Raw genomic sequence first — 16,271 nt, 5'->3', positions numbered from 1 at the left:
GAGAGATGCGTTAGACAGCTTGCTCACAGGCGTTGCGGATGTCGGCGGCGAAGGCTTCCACCGTCTCGGGCTCCACATCCCACGAACACATCAGGCGGCAGCCGCCGGCACCAATGAAGGTGTAGAAACGCCAGCCGCGGGCGCGCAGCGCCTCAATGGCGGGCACCGGCAACTCGGCGAACACGGCGTTCGACTCGGTCGGGAACATGATGCGCACGCCCGGCACGTCGGCAATGCGCGCGTGCAGTAACTGCGCCATCGCGTTGCCGTGACGCGCGTTGCGCAGCCACACATCGTTCTCGAGCAGACCCAGCCACGGCGCCGAGATGAAGCGCATCTTCGACGCCAGCTGCCCAGCCTGCTTCACGCGATAGGCAAAGTCCTCGGCCAGGCGGCGGTCGAAGAAGACCACCGCCTCGCCGACCGGCAGACCGTTCTTCGTGCCCCCAAAGCACAGCACATCCACACCGGCACGCCACGTGATCTCGGACGGATGCACCCCAAGCGAGGCCACCGCGTTGGCAAAACGCGCGCCATCCATATGCACGCGCAACTGCCGACGCTTGGCAATCGCGGCAATCGCGCGGACCTCCTCGACGGTGTAGACGGTGCCGACTTCCGTCGATTGCGTCAGCGAAACGACCTTGGGCTTCGGGTAGTGAATATCGGAACGCCGCGTGACCAGGGCTTCAACCGCATCCGGCGTGAGCTTGCCGTTCTCGCCCTTGGCGGTCAGCAACTTCGAGCCGTTGGAAAAGAACTCGGGGCCGCCGCATTCGTCGGTTTCGATGTGCGCCAGCTCGTGGCAGATCACGGAGTGATACGACTGGCATAGCGACGAAAGCGCCAGCGAATTGGCGGCCGTACCGTTGAAGACAAAGAAGACTTCGCAATCCGTCTCGAACAGGTCGCGAATGCGGTCGCACACGCGCTGCGTCCACGAATCATCGCCATAGGCAGGCTCATGGCCGCTGCCGTTGGCCTCCAGGAAATACTTCAGCGACTCCGGGCAGAAGCCCGCGTAGTTGTCTGAGGCGAAATGCTGCTTGGGCTGCATGGCGGGCCGGCAAATGTGTGTGGAAAAGAATGGGTTACTTCTGCTCGGACCACAGCACACCGCCGGTAGCCCAGTTCTCGCGCTTGATGTCAGTGATGATGATGTCGACGGCGCCCGGGGCGCAGCCCAGCGATTCGCAGGTGACGCGCGTCACCTCTTCGACGAGCTTGCGCTTCTGCTCAACGCTGCGGCCCTCGAACATCTCGATATGGAAAGTCGGCATGGTGTCTCCTGTTTAGTGCGTCGCTCTGATAGTCGCGGCGGTTGTATCAGTCGCGATACGAAGCGTCGATTTTATCCAGTTTGCGCAACAGCGCCGGCCACTCGATCACACCTTCGATGGCGCCGCCATCTTCGAGCTGCTCTGCCGAACGCTCTGCCACTTCCGGCGCCGGCGCGACGACCTCGCCGCCCGCAAGCGCCTGAATCTGTATCTCGCATGCCTTGATAAGCGTGGCCATCAGCACGTGCGCCTCGGCCACGGTCCGGCCGATGGTGAGGGTGCCGTGATTGCGCAGCAGCATGGCGAAATGATGGCCGAGCGACGCGGTCAGCCGCGCGCCCTCTTCCGGCGTGAAGGCAAGACCTTCGTAATCGTGATACGCGATGCGCCGATGAAACCGCAGCGCATGCTGAGACAGCGGCAGCAGCCCGCGCTTCTGCGCGGACACAGCAATGCCCGCCGTGTTGTGCAGATGGATCACGCACTGCGCGTCGCGCCGTGCGGCATGCACGGCCGCGTGCAACGCAAAGCCCGTGACGTTGACGGACGGACGCGCAGCGCCCTCGGGCCAATCGCCGACAAGCTGGCCGCGGCCATTGATCTTGACGAGGTTGGATGCGGTGATTTCGTCGAACGCCAGGCCGAAAGCGTTGATCAGGAAGTGATCGGGCTCGCCCGGCACGGTCGCAGACAGATGGGTGTAGACCAGATCGTCCCAACCGTTGAGCGCGGCCAGTCGATACGCGGCTGCCAGATCGACGCGCACCGCACGCTCGGCTTGGCTGATCTCGCCGCCGGGCACAACGGCATCGGGGCGCAGGGCAAAAGACATGAGGCTCCTCCAATGGAGGAGGCATTCTAGAACGGGTGCACCGACCGCGCTGTCCGCGCCTTTACATGCCGCGCATCACGCACGCGCCGGGGCCACGCGCTTGACCACAAGAAAGATGACCACGCCGGCCACGAGCGACACGGCTGCCACGGCAAGCGATGCATTGAAGCCGCCCGTGGCCGCAAACAGCCGGTTCGCCAGCGGCGGCCCGGCGATCTGGCCGATGCCATACGCGGCCGTCATCAGCCCCATCAGACGCGGCGCGGCATGCGGCCAGAGCCGGCGCGCCTCGCGCATGGCGAACAGCGTGATCGCCGTGAATGGCAGGCCTAGCAGCGTGCTCGAAAGCGCAAGCCCCGCCACTGTCGGCCAGACGATGCTGATGGTCACGGCAACCGCTTGCATGCCATAGGCCGTGGCCAGCAGCGAACGGTTGTCGCGCGCCAGGCTGATCCGCGTGGAAAGGAATGCCCCGAGCGCCACGCCGGCACCGAACATCGGCCAGAACAGATCGGGCCAGAGCGAACCTGCAGGTAGCACCTTGCGGGCGATCACGGGCAGGAACGTGGCGGTGATGATGTAGCCGAACCCGGCCAGACCGTAGGCAATCGTGAGCGCGCTGGTGGGCGCATCCAGGCCGGGTGCCTTGCCGGATGCGGCGGACGCCGGAGTGGCATGCGCCGGTGCCTCGGGCCGAATGGTCGACCACACCGCCGCCGAAAGCAGCGCAGACAGCACGCCAAACGCAATCCACGCCGACGTTGCATGCCAACCCAGCGCCACCATGCCGCTGGCCGCCAGGCCCGGAATGGCGATGCCGAGACCCGGCCCGCAGAAGATGATGCCGCCGAGCGCCGCGTGGCCCAGTTCGGTCAGCCGATGCAGGCACCAGCCCGCCGTAAATACGAACACCAGCGCGCTGGCCATACCGGCCGCAAAGCGCAGCACAAGCCACGCAGGCTGCCCTTGCAACACGCCCATCCCGGCGGTCAGCAGCACCGTCGCAACCAGACCGATGCGGATGAGGCGCGCTGCATCGCCGCGCACCGCCATGCAGGCCAGCGCGCCCACGAAATAGCCCAGGTAATTGCCGGTGGCCAGCCAACTGCCCTGCGCCAGCGTCAGGCTGCCGTCGTGCAGCATCATCGGCAGGATCGGCGTGAAGGCGAAGCGGCCGATGCCCATCGCCACGGACAGCGCCACCATGCCCGCAATCGCCACGCGCCAAGCGCTGGCTCGCTGGGAATGCGCGACGGACAAGGCTGAGGGGGAAGACAGCGTGTGCTCCATGGAGTGGGCCCGGATGAGGGAATTGGCACTTCATCGTACGCAAGGCCGCTCATCCTGAAAAATGAATTATATTGAACAAACCCATTAGCATTTGAGATACATCATGGATCTGTCCTCGCTCGAGATCTTCCGCGCTGTCGTGCGCGAAGGCGGCGTCACGCGGGCGGCTCAGCAGCTCAACCGCGTGCAGTCGAATGTGACGACCCGCATCCGCCAGCTGGAGACTTCGCTCGGCGTGCAACTGTTCGTGCGTGAGAGCAAGCGCATGGTGCTCACGCCCGCCGGGCAGACCCTGCTGACCTACGCCGACGACATCCTCCGCCTGGCCGCCGAGGCTCGCCAGGCCGTGCAGCCGCGCGAACCGCACGGGCGCCTGCGCATCGCCTCGATGGAAAGCACGGCGGCCAGCCGCCTTCCTGCCCTGCTGGCCACGCTGCATCAACGCTGGCCGCGCGTGCAGCTTGAACTGGTGACGATGACCACGCGCCACTCCCTCCAGGCACTATCGAACTTTGAAGTCGATTGCGCGTTCGTTGCCGAAACCGCGTGCTCGAACAACCGGCGCGCCGCCATGACAACGCTGCCGGCTTTCTCGGAAGAACTGGTACTGATTGCCCACCGCGCCCATCCACCGATCCGTCGCGCTTCGGATGTACAGATCACGGGCCTGCTCGCGTTCGAAGCCGGCTGCGCCTATCGGCAATTGATCGAAGACTGGTTTGCGGCAGACGGTGTGGCGCCATCGCGGGTGCTGGAGCTTGGCTCGTACCACGCCATCATCGCGTGCGCGGCAGCCGGTATTGGCGTGGCGTTCGTGCCCCGCTCGGTGCTGGAGCTGTATACGAATGCTCCGGAAATCAGCATCCACGCGCTCGGCAAGCCAGGCCGTGTCGACACGCTGCTTGCCTGGCACCGCGACATGGCCGGACCCGCCCTGCAGGCGCTCGTGCAGGTGCTGAGCGAGCCCCAAGCAGCGGCAAGCAAGACCGCGCGGGAAGCCATTGCCGCCTAAACTGAAAGCGGATGCTGGGACCGTGCCGCCGGTCTGATCGGGCAAAGCGCGGCAATCACGGACGGAGGCGCGAATGCGACCGTCGTTGCGGATGCGGCGTTGGATGGGATGGTTGGCAGCGGTCATCGCCGCAGTCTGGACCAGCCTTGCCGTGGCAGCGGCGCCGGTCGTGGTGTTGCCGGTCAACGGTGCCATCGGGCCAGCCAGTGCGGCCTACGTGATCCGCGGCCTGCAACAGGCGCGCGACCAAGGTGCGCAGCTTGTCGTACTGCAAATGGATACGCCCGGCGGCCTCGATGCGTCGATGCGCCAGATCATTCAGGCCATCCTTGCGGCGCCCGTGCCGGTGGCTGGCTACGTGGCCCCCGGTGGCGCGCGGGCAGCGAGCGCGGGCACCTACATCCTTTATGCATGCCACGTTGCCGCAATGGCGCCCGCCACGAACCTGGGTGCGGCCTCTCCGGTAGCGATCGGCATGGGCGGCCACGCTCCCAGCCCTGGCGCCACACCGGCGAGCGCGCCAGCCGCCTCCTCCAGCAACGAAGACACCCTCGCCCGCAAACAGATGCACGACGCAGCGGCCTACATCCGGGGCCTGGCGCAACTGCGCGGTCGCAACGCGGAATGGGCTGAGCGCGCCGTGCGTGAGGCCGTGAGCCTCGACGCGCCCGAAGCCGCCAGCCAGCACGTGATCGATCTTGTTGCGGCAAACCTCCCTGATCTGCTCAAACAAATCGATGGCCGCGCGGTGCGCACGTCCGCCGGCATGGTCACGTTGCGTACAGCCGAAGCCACGATCGTCACGCTGGAGCCCGACTGGCGCAATCACTTCCTCGGCGTCATTACCGACCCAAGCCTGGCGCTGCTGCTGCTGACGGTGGGCGTGTATGCACTGATCTTCGAATTCTCGACCCCTGGCATGGTCGTGCCCGGCATCCTCGGCGCCGTGTGCATCGTGGTCGCGCTCTACGGGCTGCAGATGCTCCCGATCAACTACGCGGGGCTCGCCCTCATTGCACTTGGCCTCGGCTGTATGGTGGCTGAAGCATTCCTGCCGACGTTCGGCGCGCTCGGCGTGGGCGGCATCGTTGCGTTCGTGCTGGGTGCGGTGATGCTGATCGATACGCAAACGCCGGGCTTTGGCGTGCCGCTTCCGCTCATCATCGGACTGGCCTTCGTGAGCCTGACCGTTGTTCTAGCGCTCTCCAGCCTGGCGGTGCGTGCGCGACGGCGGCCGATCGTGACCGGCGGCGATACGCTCATCGGCATGACAGGCGAAGTAGTGGACGTCGATACACCGCACGCCGACGCCGACAGCGACGGCTGGGCGCGCATTCATGGCGAGCGCTGGCGTGTGCGCTGCGATGGTGGCATCGCGCGTGGCGATCAGGTGCGCGTGATCGGCCGGCGTGGGCTGACACTGATGGTGGAACCCGTTGCCCCCCTCGCCGCGTCTTCATAAGGAGAAGAAAAATGCTCTACGGTTTCTTCAGCGCAGGCGGCCTGATCTTCCTGGCCGTGCTGCTGGTCATCTCCTCGTTCCGGGTGCTGCGCGAATACGAGCGCGGCGTGGTGTTTCTGCTGGGCCGCTTCTGGCGCGTGAAGGGGCCGGGGCTGGTGCTGATCGTGCCGGCGATCCAGCAAATGGTGCGCGTGGATCTGCGCACGGTTGTGATGGACGTACCGCCGCAGGATGTGATCTCGCACGACAACGTTTCGGTCAAGGTCAATGCGGTGGTGTATTTCCGTGTCGTCGATCCGGAGCGCGCCATCATCCAGGTGGCCAACTATCTGGAAGCGACCAGCCAGCTCGCCCAGACGACGCTGCGGGCCATCCTGGGCAAGCACGAGCTGGACGAGATGCTGGCCGAGCGCGAAAAGCTCAACCTCGACATCCAGAAGGTGCTCGACATCCAGACCGACCCGTGGGGCATCAAGATCGCGAACGTGGAGATCAAACACGTCGACCTGAACGAATCGATGATCCGCGCCATCGCCCGTCAGGCCGAGGCCGAGCGCGAACGCCGCGCCAAGGTCATCCACGCGGAAGGCGAACTGCAGGCGTCGGAAAAGCTGCTCGAAGCCGCACGCATGCTGGCCCAGCAGCCCGAGGCAATCCAGTTGCGCTATCTCCAGACGCTCACGCAGATCGCCGGCGACAAAAGCTCGACGATTGTCTTTCCGCTGCCGATGGAAGTGCTGGGCGCAGTGAAGAAAGCGGCCGGTGGCTGACACGCATCACAGATCGATCTTCATGCCGAGTTTGAAAAGACGTGGCGCCCCCATCGACAGACGATTGTTCCCGGCGCCCGCCCAGTAACGCTTGTCGGTCAGGTTGTCGACATTGAACTGCAGCGTTGCCCGCTTGCCCGAAATCCGCGTCACATAGCGCACGCCTGCGCTGAAGAGCGTCGTGCCGCCCAGCTCTGCTTGGTTGGCGTCGTTCACAGGCCGTGGGCCGAGGTAGTAGGCGCCCGCGTTGAGCGAGACAGCGCGCAGCATCGGCAACGTGTATTCGGCAAAGATGCTGGCGGTGCTGCGCGGCGTGTTTTCCGGCGTTTTTCCGTCGAGGCCGTTGCCGACACCGCGGAACTTCGCGTCCGTCCAGCCGGCCGAGGCCAGCAGCGACAAATCCGGGGTGACGCGGCCTTGCGCGGTCAGCTCGATACCGCGGATGCGCTCGCGACCGTCTTGCACGAAGATATTGGCGTCGTTGGTGTACGCTGCCGCGCGGTCGATGTCGTACACGGCAGCGGCGAGCTGTGTGCCGGCCGGTGTTTCGTAACGCAGGCCGAGTTCCTTTTGCTCCGACAGCGCTGGCGGCATGGCCACATTGGCATTGGCGGCCGTATTTGGGGCGCGCGCTCCGGCTTCCAGGCCTTGTGCGTACGACGCATACGCCGACAGCGTCGGCGTGAACTTGTAGATGACCGCCCCCAGCGGCGTGGTCTTGCTGGCTTCATAACGGTTGGGCGCCTGCTCGCTGGTATAGCGCGTGTAGCGCAGGCCAGCGATCACCTGCCAGTGCTCCGACAACGTCATTCGATCCAGCGCGTAGACGCCGCTGTCTACGGCGCGCTGCTCGGCGGTAAAGCCGGTGCCGGTGGTCGGCAGCCAGCCGAGGTCGACCGGGTTGTACAAGTTCTGCGCGCCTGAGAAGCGGTCGGAGTACACGGCCGCCTGACGCATGTCGGATCGCGCCACACCAAAGGTCAGGTCATGCGTGATCCACCCCGTCTTCTCGGTACCGGAAACGTCTACCCGCACGTGGCTGGTATTCCAGCGACCGCTCTGCCGCTGGCCCGACAACGTGCCGGCGCCCGTCAGCGTGTTCGTCAGCCGAAATTCGGAGAACGCCCGCGTCCGCGCCGTCTCCGACATGCCACCTTCCACCGTCAGCAGCCATGCATCGGCAAGCGCGTAATCGGCGCGCAGCAGCGCGTTGGTGTTGTTGCCATCAAAGTCGGCCCAGCCCGGCGAAATGCGTTTGCTCGGGTCGGGCATGGCCGGCAAGGTGATCACCCCGTTTTTCGCGGCGGGCAGCGTCACCACCGACTGCTCGGTGATGACCTTGCGCGAATATTCCACGTCGGCTTTCAGGGTGAGGCGGCTGTTGACCTTCCAGTCGAAGGCCACGGCGGCGAGCTGGCGCGTGCCGTCAATGCCGCTGGTAGGCGACTGCAACGAGACACCCGCGGCGTTGAAGCGAAGGCCGTACTGATTGTCTTCACCGAAGCGGCGCCCGACGTCGAGCGTGCCCACAGCGGTGCCGTTGCTGTCGAACTGCATGCCGAGCGTGGTCACCGGCGTATTGCCCGCCCGCTTGGTCACGAGATTGACCACACCGCCCGGCGTCGTGTAGCCGTAATACAGCGCCGACACGCCTTTCAGCACCTCCACGCGTTCCTTGTCTTCCAGCGGGATCGCCGTGAGTGCAGCCATCGGCATCGAGCCGTTGAAGCGGAAATTGGTGCGGTTCTCCAGCGTCACGCCGCGGATGGCGAGGTTGTCGAACGTTTCGCCTGAGAGCTGCTGGCGCGTCACGCCGGCCGTCTTGCGCAGGGCGTCGTACAGCGACGTGTCCTGCTGCGCGTCGAGCGCCTCGCGCGTGACCACGTTCACGGTGGCAGGGATGTCGCGCAACGCCATCCCGCGGAACGCCCCAACCTGTGCCGTGCTGGCTGCAAAGCCCCGCTGGCTGGCCGCCGTGACGGTCGTCTCGTTGAGGTTCACCGTGGCGCCGCCTGCGGCCGGCTGGTCGGCTTCGGCATGCGCCAATGTGGAAACGGCAAGAGGAATGGCGGCGAGCGCGCACGAGAAGGCGCGAGCCGCGAGATGACGGTTCATCGCGGGCAAAGGGTCAATCAGGATTGGCGAAACCGGACGCGCGGCAATGCGCTGAGAGAAGAGAAAACGCGCCGCAAAACATCATGCGGCGCGTCGATCCGTTGGCTGGCAGGTGGAAACCTGCTGGCTCGCCCGGCAGGAGCGATGGTCAGCGGGTGGGCATTCGCCCGTGGCCTTCCATCAAATGAGAATGATTCGCATTATATAGATTGAAATGTGATGTCAGCAACTGTTAATTCGCCGGCACCCCCTGTTTCCACTGGGGCCAGTGCTGCACGATGTCGTCCAATAACGGCTTGGCCGCATTGACGAGGTTGTGCGTGGCCGGCACAAAGCCGCCCTGCTGCGCGTAGTTAATGAGCCCGTCGGAGGCGCTCTGGCCGTCGTATGGACGATCGAAGTCGGACCCGGCACGCAGCAATGCCACGCGGCTGAAGTCGACCTTGCCGGCGCGGGCGCCGCGCGTCAGGACTTCCAGCGTGGCGTTGTCTTCCTGCGCCGTCGTGCAGTAGGTGCCCTTGTTGTCGGTCATCGTCTTCACCCAGTCTCGCGCCCGCTGGCCCAAGTTGCGGCCGGCCCACCATGTGTCGGCGGAAGCCACGTCGCACTGGATGACGGCAGGCGGCTGGTTGGCCGGCGCATACGCGTAGTTCTTGCGGAAGGCGATGGCCTCGGGGCTGTCTTCCAGCGTCGCCGATTTCGACAGCGTGTACGCCTTCTGCAGCAGCGTCTCGTTGAGCTGGAACACCTCGGTGCGGTAGTCCATCGGCGGCTTCTGGCCGGGGCCCTTGGTGCCGATGCCGAAGTAGCCGTACGGCCAGCCGGCCGGCATCTCGCGCGCATCGATCTCATGCGACAGGCCGTAATCGACCGCATACCGCGCCCACGCCGCCGAGCCCACTGTCCCCTGCCCCGGATCGATGCCCGCAATGCCGGCAATCACAAAGTACGTGTGCGAGAGGTCCAGCTTGCTGCGATAGAGCAGCGCGGAAATCGTCGACGCGGCATTCGCGTAGCCCATGCCGGTCGTGACCTGGCAGATGCCGTCGTAGTTGCACAGCATGTTCGGCGCATCGGGTGACAGGCCGGAAATATAGACCTTCTCCTTCAGGTCGTAGCGGTCAATAAAGGGTTGGGCTTCGCCCTGGAACATGTTGATGACGATGACCTTCACTCCGTCATACGCGCAGCTGTTCAAGGTCAGCGCTGCGGCACCGACGGCGCAGAGCTTCGCGATCGTACGCAAACGCGGCATGGGCATCTTGAGTCGGGAATCGATCATGGCGAGGGCACTCCGTGTTTCCACACGCTCCAGCGCGTGACGATCTCGTTGACCAGCGGACCGCCCGCCAGGTACAGGTTGTTGAGCGACGGCACGAACCCGCCCGAGTTGCTGTTGACCAGCGAGTCGTACGGTGTCTGCCCCGGATACGGTCGATCGAAGTTGGATGCAGTGCGCAGCACGGCCACCCGCTGCAGATCGAGCAGCCCCGCCTTCGCGCCGCGCGTGAGCGCCTCAAAGGTGGCGTTGTCTTCCTGCTGCGTGGTGCAATACGTGCCCTGCCCGTCCGTCAGCAGCTTGACCCACGCGGCTTCACGCTCGCCCAGCTTGGCGCCGTGCCAGTACGTGTTGCCGGCAGCGGTGTCGCATTGCACGACAGAGGGCGGCTGGTTGGCGGGTGCGCTCGGATAGTTGGCGCGATAAGCCCGCGCGGTGGCGTTGTCGTCCAGCACCGCGCCCTTGGAGAGCGCCAGCGCCTTCTGCAGCAGCGCCTCGTTCACGCGGAAGACTTCGGTCTTGTAATCCAGCGGCGGCTTCTGCCCGGGGCCTTGCGTATTGATGCCGATGAAACCGTTCGGCCAGCTGGCGGGCACCTCGCGCGCATCGATCTCCCACGCGATGTCGCTGTCGACCAGGAAGCGCGCCCACGCGGCGCTGCCGAGCGTGCCCTGCAACGGGTCGATCCCGGCAATGCCCGCCACGAGGAAGTACGTGCGCTGCAGATCAAACTTGCCGCTGTAGATCAGCGCCGACACCGACGACGCGGCATTCGCCTTGCCCATGCCGGTGGTGAGCTGGCAGACGTCGCTGGCGTTGCAATGCACGTTCGGATAGTCGAAGGACAGGCCCGGCACCGGCACGTCCTGCGTGAGGCCGAGCTTGTCGATCCACGGCTGCGCCTCGGGCGCGAACATGCTGATGATCAGCACCTTGACCTTGCGCGCATGCGATTCCGGTGCGAGTTGCGCACCGGGCTGCGTCGACGCGCCAACGCCCGCCGCCAGCAATGCGCCAACCGCGACGGCACGCGCCAATCGTTTGCCTTTGCGCCCGAGCAGCCGGTGCGGCGGCTGCGGTGGCGGGGCGTCGACCTTGTCAGATAGGACGCTCATGGTTCTCCTCGGATTTTGGGGATAGGGATGGGATCAACCCGCGCTGTGGGGAACAGCGCGCGCCACCGATGCAAATTGCCTGCCAGGCGGCAAACACGCTCTACGCAATCGGCAACGTGTTCCGGTATAGGCCATGGCGGCGCCTGTCTCCAGCCGGGCACCGTTCCCGAGCTTGTCCTTGCGATGCAGACAAGCCCCACCACGGGGCGCCCGGTGCCCTGAAAGCCCTCGGCCCGCCCGCTGAAATCCGTTGCTCAGCTTTCTGACGCGCCGCTCAGGGTCTCCGTAAGTTGCGCGTGATGTACTCCACAGCGCCCCGCCAGACCGGGTCGGGGCGTTCTGTCTGACATCCAAGCCGATCGGCCCACCTTCTTCCGGGCCGCATCCGGCCAACCGGAAAACCTCGCACCATGCAGGAATCCACACGCCCTGGACGGCGGAGCGCACACGCGCCCGCCGCGACCACGCACGCGCGTGACTTCACCGCCCGTCCTGCCCTGCTTGCCACAGGCGGGGTGATCACGCCGGCAGCGCCATCCGTGCGCGCATGGCCCTGGCGCGCGTTGCGCAAATGGCTGCTAGTCGCGCTGGTCGCCTGCGCCTACCTGTTGCCCGGCACGCTCGGCCACGACCCGTGGAAGCAGGATGAGACCTACACGTTCGGCATCGTCCAGCACATGGTGGCAACCGGAGACCCGATCGTGCCGGTCAGCGCAGGCCAACCCTTTGTCGAAAAGCCGCCGCTCTATGCGTGGGTGGCCAGCACGCTGGTCTGGCTGCTGGCAGACGTGCTGCCCGCGCACGACGCCGCGCGGCTCGCGAGCGCACTGTTTGCCGGACTCGCGCTTGCGTTCACGGCGCGGCTCGCGCGGGCCGCCACAGGCGCAGCTTCATGGACGGATGCGCGCGTGCTCGGCACGGTGGCGCTGTGCGCAGGCTCGCTGATCGTCGTCAAGCACGCCCACGAGATGATCACCGACGTGGCGTTGCTGGCGGGCACCGCCATCGGTTTCTGCGGCTTGTTCGAATGCGTGCTGCCGGCAACCCATGCTCGCGGCTCGGCATGGCTGCTCGGCATTGGCATGGGGATGGCGCTGCTGGCCAAGGGCGTATTCATTCCGATGGTGTTCTGCATCACCATCGCCGGGGCTTGCGTGCTGCTGCCCGCATGTCGCAGTCGCGCGTTCGTGCGCCGACTCGGGACGGCGACGCTCGTCTTCCTTCCGTTCGCCACGATCTGGCCAACGCTTTTCTATCTGCGTGCGCCGGACCTCTTTCAGGTCTGGTTCTGGGACAACAACATCGGCCGCTTCCTCGGCTTCTCCGTGCCGGTGCTGGGCGCGGAGAATGACGATCCGCTCTACGTCTGGCATTCGCTGCTGACCATCGGGTTTCCCGCCGGCCCGCTTGCGCTCGTCGCGCTGGCCCGCGGCGCATGGCGAGACTGGCGTACACCGCACGTGGCACTGCCGCTCGTGTTCACGGCGGTAGGGCTGCTGGCGCTCCAATTCTCGGCGACGGGCCGTCCGTTGTACCTGCTGCCGTTCATCGAGCCGTTGGCAATACTGGGGCAGCGCGCCATGTCGCGGCTGCCGATGCGCGTGCACATCACGTGGGACTACCTCAGTCGCACGCTGTTCGGCGGTCTCGTGCTGCTTGCATGGCTGCTGTGGGCCGTCATGACGGAAAACACATCGCATGCAGGCCTGCGCTGGCTCGACCGCTGGTTGCCGGTCGATTGGACCTTGCCGATCCAGCCAACGCTAGTGGCCGCGGCGCTGGCCCTCACAGTGGGATGGCTCTGGCTGCTGCCGCGCCTGAAAGCGGCCGGCGCATGGCGCGGGGCAATGTCATGGGCGGCCGGTGCCCTGGTCGGCTGGGGCTTGATCGGCACGCTGCTGCTGCCGTGGCTGGACGAAGCCAAAAGCTATCGCTCCGTGTTCGACAGCTTCGGCGTCAAGCTGGCGCCGGCATGGCGCGCCGATGATTGCATGGCGAGCCTGCATCTGGGTGAATCGGAGGCGCCCATGCTGCGCTACTTCACCGGCATCCTGCACCAGCCCGTTGGGCAATCCACCGCACACCATTGTCGATGGCTGATCGTCCAGGACAGCCATGCGCACGCCCGAACGCCCGGAATGGAGTGGACCCTGTTCTGGTCGGGCGCCCGCCATGGCGACCGAAATGAGCGCCTGCGTGTCTTCCAGCGCGAAACCGCCCCGCCGCCCTGATCGCCCCAAAACAAAACGGCGCGCGCCCCGTTGTCAGGAACGCGCGCCGTTCAGCGCATGCGGTTCGAAGGCGTTACATCAGACCTTCTGCTGCACCCACGCTGCCACACCGGCCAGCGCCTGCGGCAGGTTGTCCGGCTCCGTGCCGCCGGCCTGGGCCATGTCCGGTCGGCCGCCACCCTTGCCGCCGACCTGCTGGGCAACAAAGTTGACCAGCTCGCCCGCCTTGACCTTGGCCGTGGCGTCAGCCGTCACGCCGGCAATCAGCGCGACCTTGCCGTCAGTCACGCTGCCCAGCACGATGGCTGCGGTCTGCAGCTTGTCCTTGAGCTTGTCCATGGTCTCGCGCAGCGTCTTGGCGTCGGCGCCGTCCAGCTTGGCAGCCAGCACCTTGATGCCGGCCACGTCCACAGCCTGGCTCACGAGTTCGTCGCCCTGGCTTGCGGCCAGCTTCGACTTCATGCGCTCCAGTTCCTTCTCGAGCGTCTTGACCTGGTCTTGCACCTGCACGATGCGTTGCGTCAATTCCGAAGGCTGCGCACGCAGTGCGGCGGCCGCTTCGTTGATGCGCGTATCGAGCGTCTGCAGGTAGTGCAGCACGTTGTCGCCGGTGATGGCTTCCACACGGCGGATGCCCGCTGCCACGCCCGACTCGCTCACGATCTTGAACAGACCGATGTCGCCCGTGCGCGCCACGTGCGTGCCGCCACACAGTTCCTTCGACGAACCGATCGACAGCACGCGCACTTCGTCGCCGTACTTCTCGCCGAAAAGCGCCATCGCCCCATTCTTGACCGCGTCGTCAAAGCCCATGAGCTGCGCGCTCGTGGCCGCGTTGGCGAAAATTTCTGCGTTGACGCGCGCTTCCACTTCGCGGATCTGCAGCGGCGTCATCGGTGCGTTGTGCGAGAAGTCGAAGCGCGTCTTTTCCGCATCGACCAGCGAGCCTTTCTGCTGCACGTGGCTGCCCAGCACTTCGCGCAGCGCCTTGTGCATCAGGTGGGTGGCCGAGTGGTTGCGCATGGTGCGCGCGCGGCGCACTGCGTCCACTTCCGCCGACACGGCATCGCCCACCTTCAGCACGCCGGTGCGCAGCTCGCCGTGGTGCCCGAACACGTCCGGCTGCACCTTGAGCGTGTCGGTCACGTCAAACCAGACGGTCGCAGCCTTGAGCGTGCCCTGGTCGCCAACCTGGCCGCCCGATTCCGCATAGAACGGTGTGTGGTCCAGCACCACCACGCCGGTCTGGCCCGGATGCATTTCCTGCACCGATGCACCGTCGACAAACAACGCCGTCACTCGCGCGGTTTCGCGCACCAGCTGCTCGTAGCCGTGGAAGGTCGTCTTGTCGCCGGTGTAGTCGAGCGTGCCGGCGGCCATCTTGAACTTGCCGGCGGCGCGTGCCTGCTCGCGTTGGCGGGTCATGGCGGCGTCAAAGGCGGCTTCGTCGACGATCACATCGTTCTCGCGGCAGACGTCTTGCGTCAGGTCCAGCGGGAAACCGTAGGTGTCGTGCAGCTTGAAGGCCAGCTCGCCGTCGAGCATCTTGGCACCCGAGGTCTTCAGCTCGCCCAGCGCGGCGTCGAGGATCGACATGCCGTGCTCGATGGTCTCGAAGAAGCGCGCCTCTTCCGTACGCAGCACTTCGACCACGCGGTCGCGCGCCTCACGCAGTTCCGGATAGGCTTCGCCCATCTGCGCGACGAGGTCGTCCACAAGCTTGTGGAAGAACGCAGCGCGGCAGCCGAGCTTGTAGCCGTGGCGGATGGCGCGGCGGATGATCCGGCGCAGCACGTAGCCGCGGCCTTCGTTGCCCGGGATCACGCCATCGACGATCAGGAACGAGCACGCGCGAATGTGGTCGGCAATCACGCGCAGCGAGTTGTTGGTCAGATCCTTCGTGTTCGTCTCGCGCGCAGCGGCAGCGATGAGCGCCTGGAACAGGTCGATCTCGTAGTTGCTGTGCACGTGCTGCAGGATGGCAGCCAGGCGTTCCATGCCCATGCCGGTGTCGACGCACGGTGCGGGCAACGGAGTCAGCGTGTATTCGCCGGTCGCCGGATCGAGCTGGCGGTCGAACTGCATGAACACGTTGTTCCAGATTTCGATGTAGCGGTCGCCGTCGGCATCTGGGCTCCCGGGGGGGCCGCCCCACACGTCCGGGCCGTGGTCGTAGAAGATTTCCGAGCACGGGCCGCACGGGCCGGTTTCGGCCATCTGCCAGAAGTTGTCGGAGGCGTACGGCGCGCCCTTGTTGTCGCCGATGCGTACGACGCGCTCGGGCGGCAGACCAATGACCTTGGTCCAGATGTCGTAAGCCTCGTCGTCGGTCTGGTAGACGGTGGCCCACAGCTTCTCAGCCGGCAGCTTGTATTCCTGCGTCAGCAGTTCCCACGCCCACACGAGTGCGTCGCGCTTGAAGTAGTCGCCGAACGACCAGTTGCCGAGCATTTCGAAGAACGTGTGGTGGCGCGCCGTATAGCCGACGTTTTCCAGGTCGTTGTGCTTGCCACCGGCGCGCAGGCAGCGCTGCACGGAGGCCGCGCGCACGTACGGGCGCTTGTCGGTACCGAGAAAGACGTCCTTGAACTGCACCATGCCGGAGTTGGTGAACAGCAGCGTCGGGTCGTTGCCCGGCACCAGCGGCGAGGAGCGCACCACGGTGTGGCCCTTGCCCTCAAAGAACGTCAGGAATTTTTGGCGGATATCGGAGGCTTTCATGTCGCGGGGTGCCGGAGTCAGCATTGCGCCTCGGAGCATCCCGCTCCTGAGCGCCTTGGATTAGTGCAAACCATTGATTATACGGGGTTCACGGCCGGGTGCCGTCCTTCTGCGCCGCATTTTCCGCGCTTGGTCGCATGGGGCTCGGGCACCGCCGGGACGTG

Annotated in this window: 12 protein-coding genes; 4 read left to right on the top strand and 8 right to left on the bottom strand. The window is 65.7% G+C overall.

Annotated features, from left to right (window positions below):
• Window positions 1-10: 10 nt before the first annotated feature.
• The 4 genes from N5B55_RS03730 to N5B55_RS03715 all read right to left on the bottom strand — a co-directional run bounded on the left by N5B55_RS03730 (window position 11) and on the right by N5B55_RS03715 (window position 3,402).
• Complete coding sequence (locus tag N5B55_RS03730; RefSeq protein WP_304539188.1) at window positions 11-1,057, bottom strand: threonine aldolase family protein; 1,047 nt, start codon at window positions 1,055-1,057, stop codon at window positions 11-13.
• A 34-nt stretch (window positions 1,058-1,091) separates the two neighbouring features.
• Window positions 1,092-1,280: a 4-oxalocrotonate tautomerase gene (locus N5B55_RS03725; protein ID WP_004629375.1), complete on the bottom strand. Its 189-nt coding sequence runs from the start codon at window positions 1,278-1,280 to the stop codon at window positions 1,092-1,094.
• 46 nt (window positions 1,281-1,326) lie between these two features.
• Window positions 1,327-2,112 (bottom strand): class II aldolase/adducin family protein, encoded by a 786-nt coding sequence (locus N5B55_RS03720; RefSeq protein WP_304539187.1) that lies wholly within the window; start codon window positions 2,110-2,112, stop codon window positions 1,327-1,329.
• Window positions 2,113-2,187: 75 nt separating this feature from the next.
• Window positions 2,188-3,402 (bottom strand): YbfB/YjiJ family MFS transporter, encoded by a 1,215-nt coding sequence (locus N5B55_RS03715; protein ID WP_304539186.1) that lies wholly within the window; start codon window positions 3,400-3,402, stop codon window positions 2,188-2,190.
• A gap of 103 nt (window positions 3,403-3,505) precedes the next feature.
• On the opposite strand from N5B55_RS03715, the gene N5B55_RS03710 reads away from it, so the two are divergent.
• The 3 genes from N5B55_RS03710 to N5B55_RS03700 all read left to right on the top strand — a co-directional run bounded on the left by N5B55_RS03710 (window position 3,506) and on the right by N5B55_RS03700 (window position 6,646).
• Window positions 3,506-4,414: a LysR family transcriptional regulator gene (locus tag N5B55_RS03710; RefSeq protein ID WP_304539185.1), complete on the top strand. Its 909-nt coding sequence runs from the start codon at window positions 3,506-3,508 to the stop codon at window positions 4,412-4,414.
• A gap of 73 nt (window positions 4,415-4,487) precedes the next feature.
• On the top strand, window positions 4,488-5,876 hold the full coding sequence (locus N5B55_RS03705) for an NfeD family protein (RefSeq protein ID WP_304539184.1): 1,389 nt from the start codon (window positions 4,488-4,490) through the stop codon (window positions 5,874-5,876).
• A gap of 11 nt (window positions 5,877-5,887) precedes the next feature.
• The gene (locus tag N5B55_RS03700) at window positions 5,888-6,646 is read left to right on the top strand and encodes a slipin family protein (protein ID WP_009238739.1); all 759 of its coding nucleotides are present in this window, start codon (window positions 5,888-5,890) and stop codon (window positions 6,644-6,646) included.
• A gap of 6 nt (window positions 6,647-6,652) precedes the next feature.
• Here the strand turns inward: N5B55_RS03700 and N5B55_RS03695 are convergent, their stop codons facing one another.
• From N5B55_RS03695 to N5B55_RS03685, 3 genes are all read right to left on the bottom strand, one after another.
• On the bottom strand, window positions 6,653-8,761 hold the full coding sequence (locus tag N5B55_RS03695) for a TonB-dependent siderophore receptor (protein ID WP_304539183.1): 2,109 nt from the start codon (window positions 8,759-8,761) through the stop codon (window positions 6,653-6,655).
• Window positions 8,762-8,993: 232 nt separating this feature from the next.
• Window positions 8,994-10,043, bottom strand: a complete 1,050-nt coding sequence (locus N5B55_RS03690) for a purine-nucleoside phosphorylase (protein ID WP_051530814.1) — start codon at window positions 10,041-10,043, stop codon at window positions 8,994-8,996.
• Window positions 10,040-11,155 carry a purine-nucleoside phosphorylase gene (locus N5B55_RS03685; RefSeq protein ID WP_304539181.1) on the bottom strand — a complete coding sequence of 372 codons (1,116 nt, stop codon included), beginning with the start codon at window positions 11,153-11,155 and terminating at the stop codon, window positions 10,040-10,042. The genes N5B55_RS03690 and N5B55_RS03685 overlap by 4 nt, the downstream gene beginning before the upstream one ends.
• 410 nt (window positions 11,156-11,565) lie before the next feature.
• On the opposite strand from N5B55_RS03685, the gene N5B55_RS03680 reads away from it, so the two are divergent.
• Window positions 11,566-13,386 carry an ArnT family glycosyltransferase gene (locus N5B55_RS03680; RefSeq protein WP_304539180.1) on the top strand — a complete coding sequence of 607 codons (1,821 nt, stop codon included), beginning with the start codon at window positions 11,566-11,568 and terminating at the stop codon, window positions 13,384-13,386.
• 78 nt (window positions 13,387-13,464) lie between these two features.
• On the opposite strand, the gene alaS is transcribed toward N5B55_RS03680, so the two are convergent.
• Window positions 13,465-16,107, bottom strand: coding sequence for an alanine--tRNA ligase (gene alaS, locus N5B55_RS03675; RefSeq protein WP_304539179.1), 2,643 nt, complete (start codon window positions 16,105-16,107; stop codon window positions 13,465-13,467).
• Window positions 16,108-16,271: the final 164 nt, after the last annotated feature.

It is taken from the genome of Ralstonia pickettii (assembly GCF_030582395.1).
Taxonomy (GTDB): domain Bacteria; phylum Pseudomonadota; class Gammaproteobacteria; order Burkholderiales; family Burkholderiaceae; genus Ralstonia; species Ralstonia pickettii_D.
Note: the sequence above shows the minus strand (reverse complement) of the source record. Positions and strands in the feature narration are given on the sequence as shown.

What these genes read in the sequence shown, in the direction of transcription:
- N5B55_RS03720 (WP_304539187.1), bottom strand. Translation starts at nt 2,112, where the DNA reads ATGTCTTTTGCCCTGCGCCCCGATGCCGTTGTGCCCGGCGGCGAGATC.
- N5B55_RS03710 (WP_304539185.1), top strand. Translation starts at nt 3,506, where the DNA reads ATGGATCTGTCCTCGCTCGAGATCTTCCGCGCTGTCGTGCGCGAAGGC.
- N5B55_RS03725 (WP_004629375.1), bottom strand. Translation starts at nt 1,280, where the DNA reads ATGCCGACTTTCCATATCGAGATGTTCGAGGGCCGCAGCGTTGAGCAG.
- N5B55_RS03705 (WP_304539184.1), top strand. Translation starts at nt 4,488, where the DNA reads ATGCGACCGTCGTTGCGGATGCGGCGTTGGATGGGATGGTTGGCAGCG.
- N5B55_RS03695 (WP_304539183.1), bottom strand. Translation starts at nt 8,761, where the DNA reads ATGAACCGTCATCTCGCGGCTCGCGCCTTCTCGTGCGCGCTCGCCGCC.
- N5B55_RS03715 (WP_304539186.1), bottom strand. Translation starts at nt 3,402, where the DNA reads ATGGAGCACACGCTGTCTTCCCCCTCAGCCTTGTCCGTCGCGCATTCC.
- N5B55_RS03680 (WP_304539180.1), top strand. Translation starts at nt 11,566, where the DNA reads ATGCAGGAATCCACACGCCCTGGACGGCGGAGCGCACACGCGCCCGCC.
- N5B55_RS03700 (WP_009238739.1), top strand. Translation starts at nt 5,888, where the DNA reads ATGCTCTACGGTTTCTTCAGCGCAGGCGGCCTGATCTTCCTGGCCGTG.
- alaS (WP_304539179.1), bottom strand. Translation starts at nt 16,107, where the DNA reads ATGAAAGCCTCCGATATCCGCCAAAAATTCCTGACGTTCTTTGAGGGC.
- N5B55_RS03730 (WP_304539188.1), bottom strand. Translation starts at nt 1,057, where the DNA reads ATGCAGCCCAAGCAGCATTTCGCCTCAGACAACTACGCGGGCTTCTGC.
- N5B55_RS03685 (WP_304539181.1), bottom strand. Translation starts at nt 11,155, where the DNA reads ATGAGCGTCCTATCTGACAAGGTCGACGCCCCGCCACCGCAGCCGCCG.
- N5B55_RS03690 (WP_051530814.1), bottom strand. Translation starts at nt 10,043, where the DNA reads ATGATCGATTCCCGACTCAAGATGCCCATGCCGCGTTTGCGTACGATC.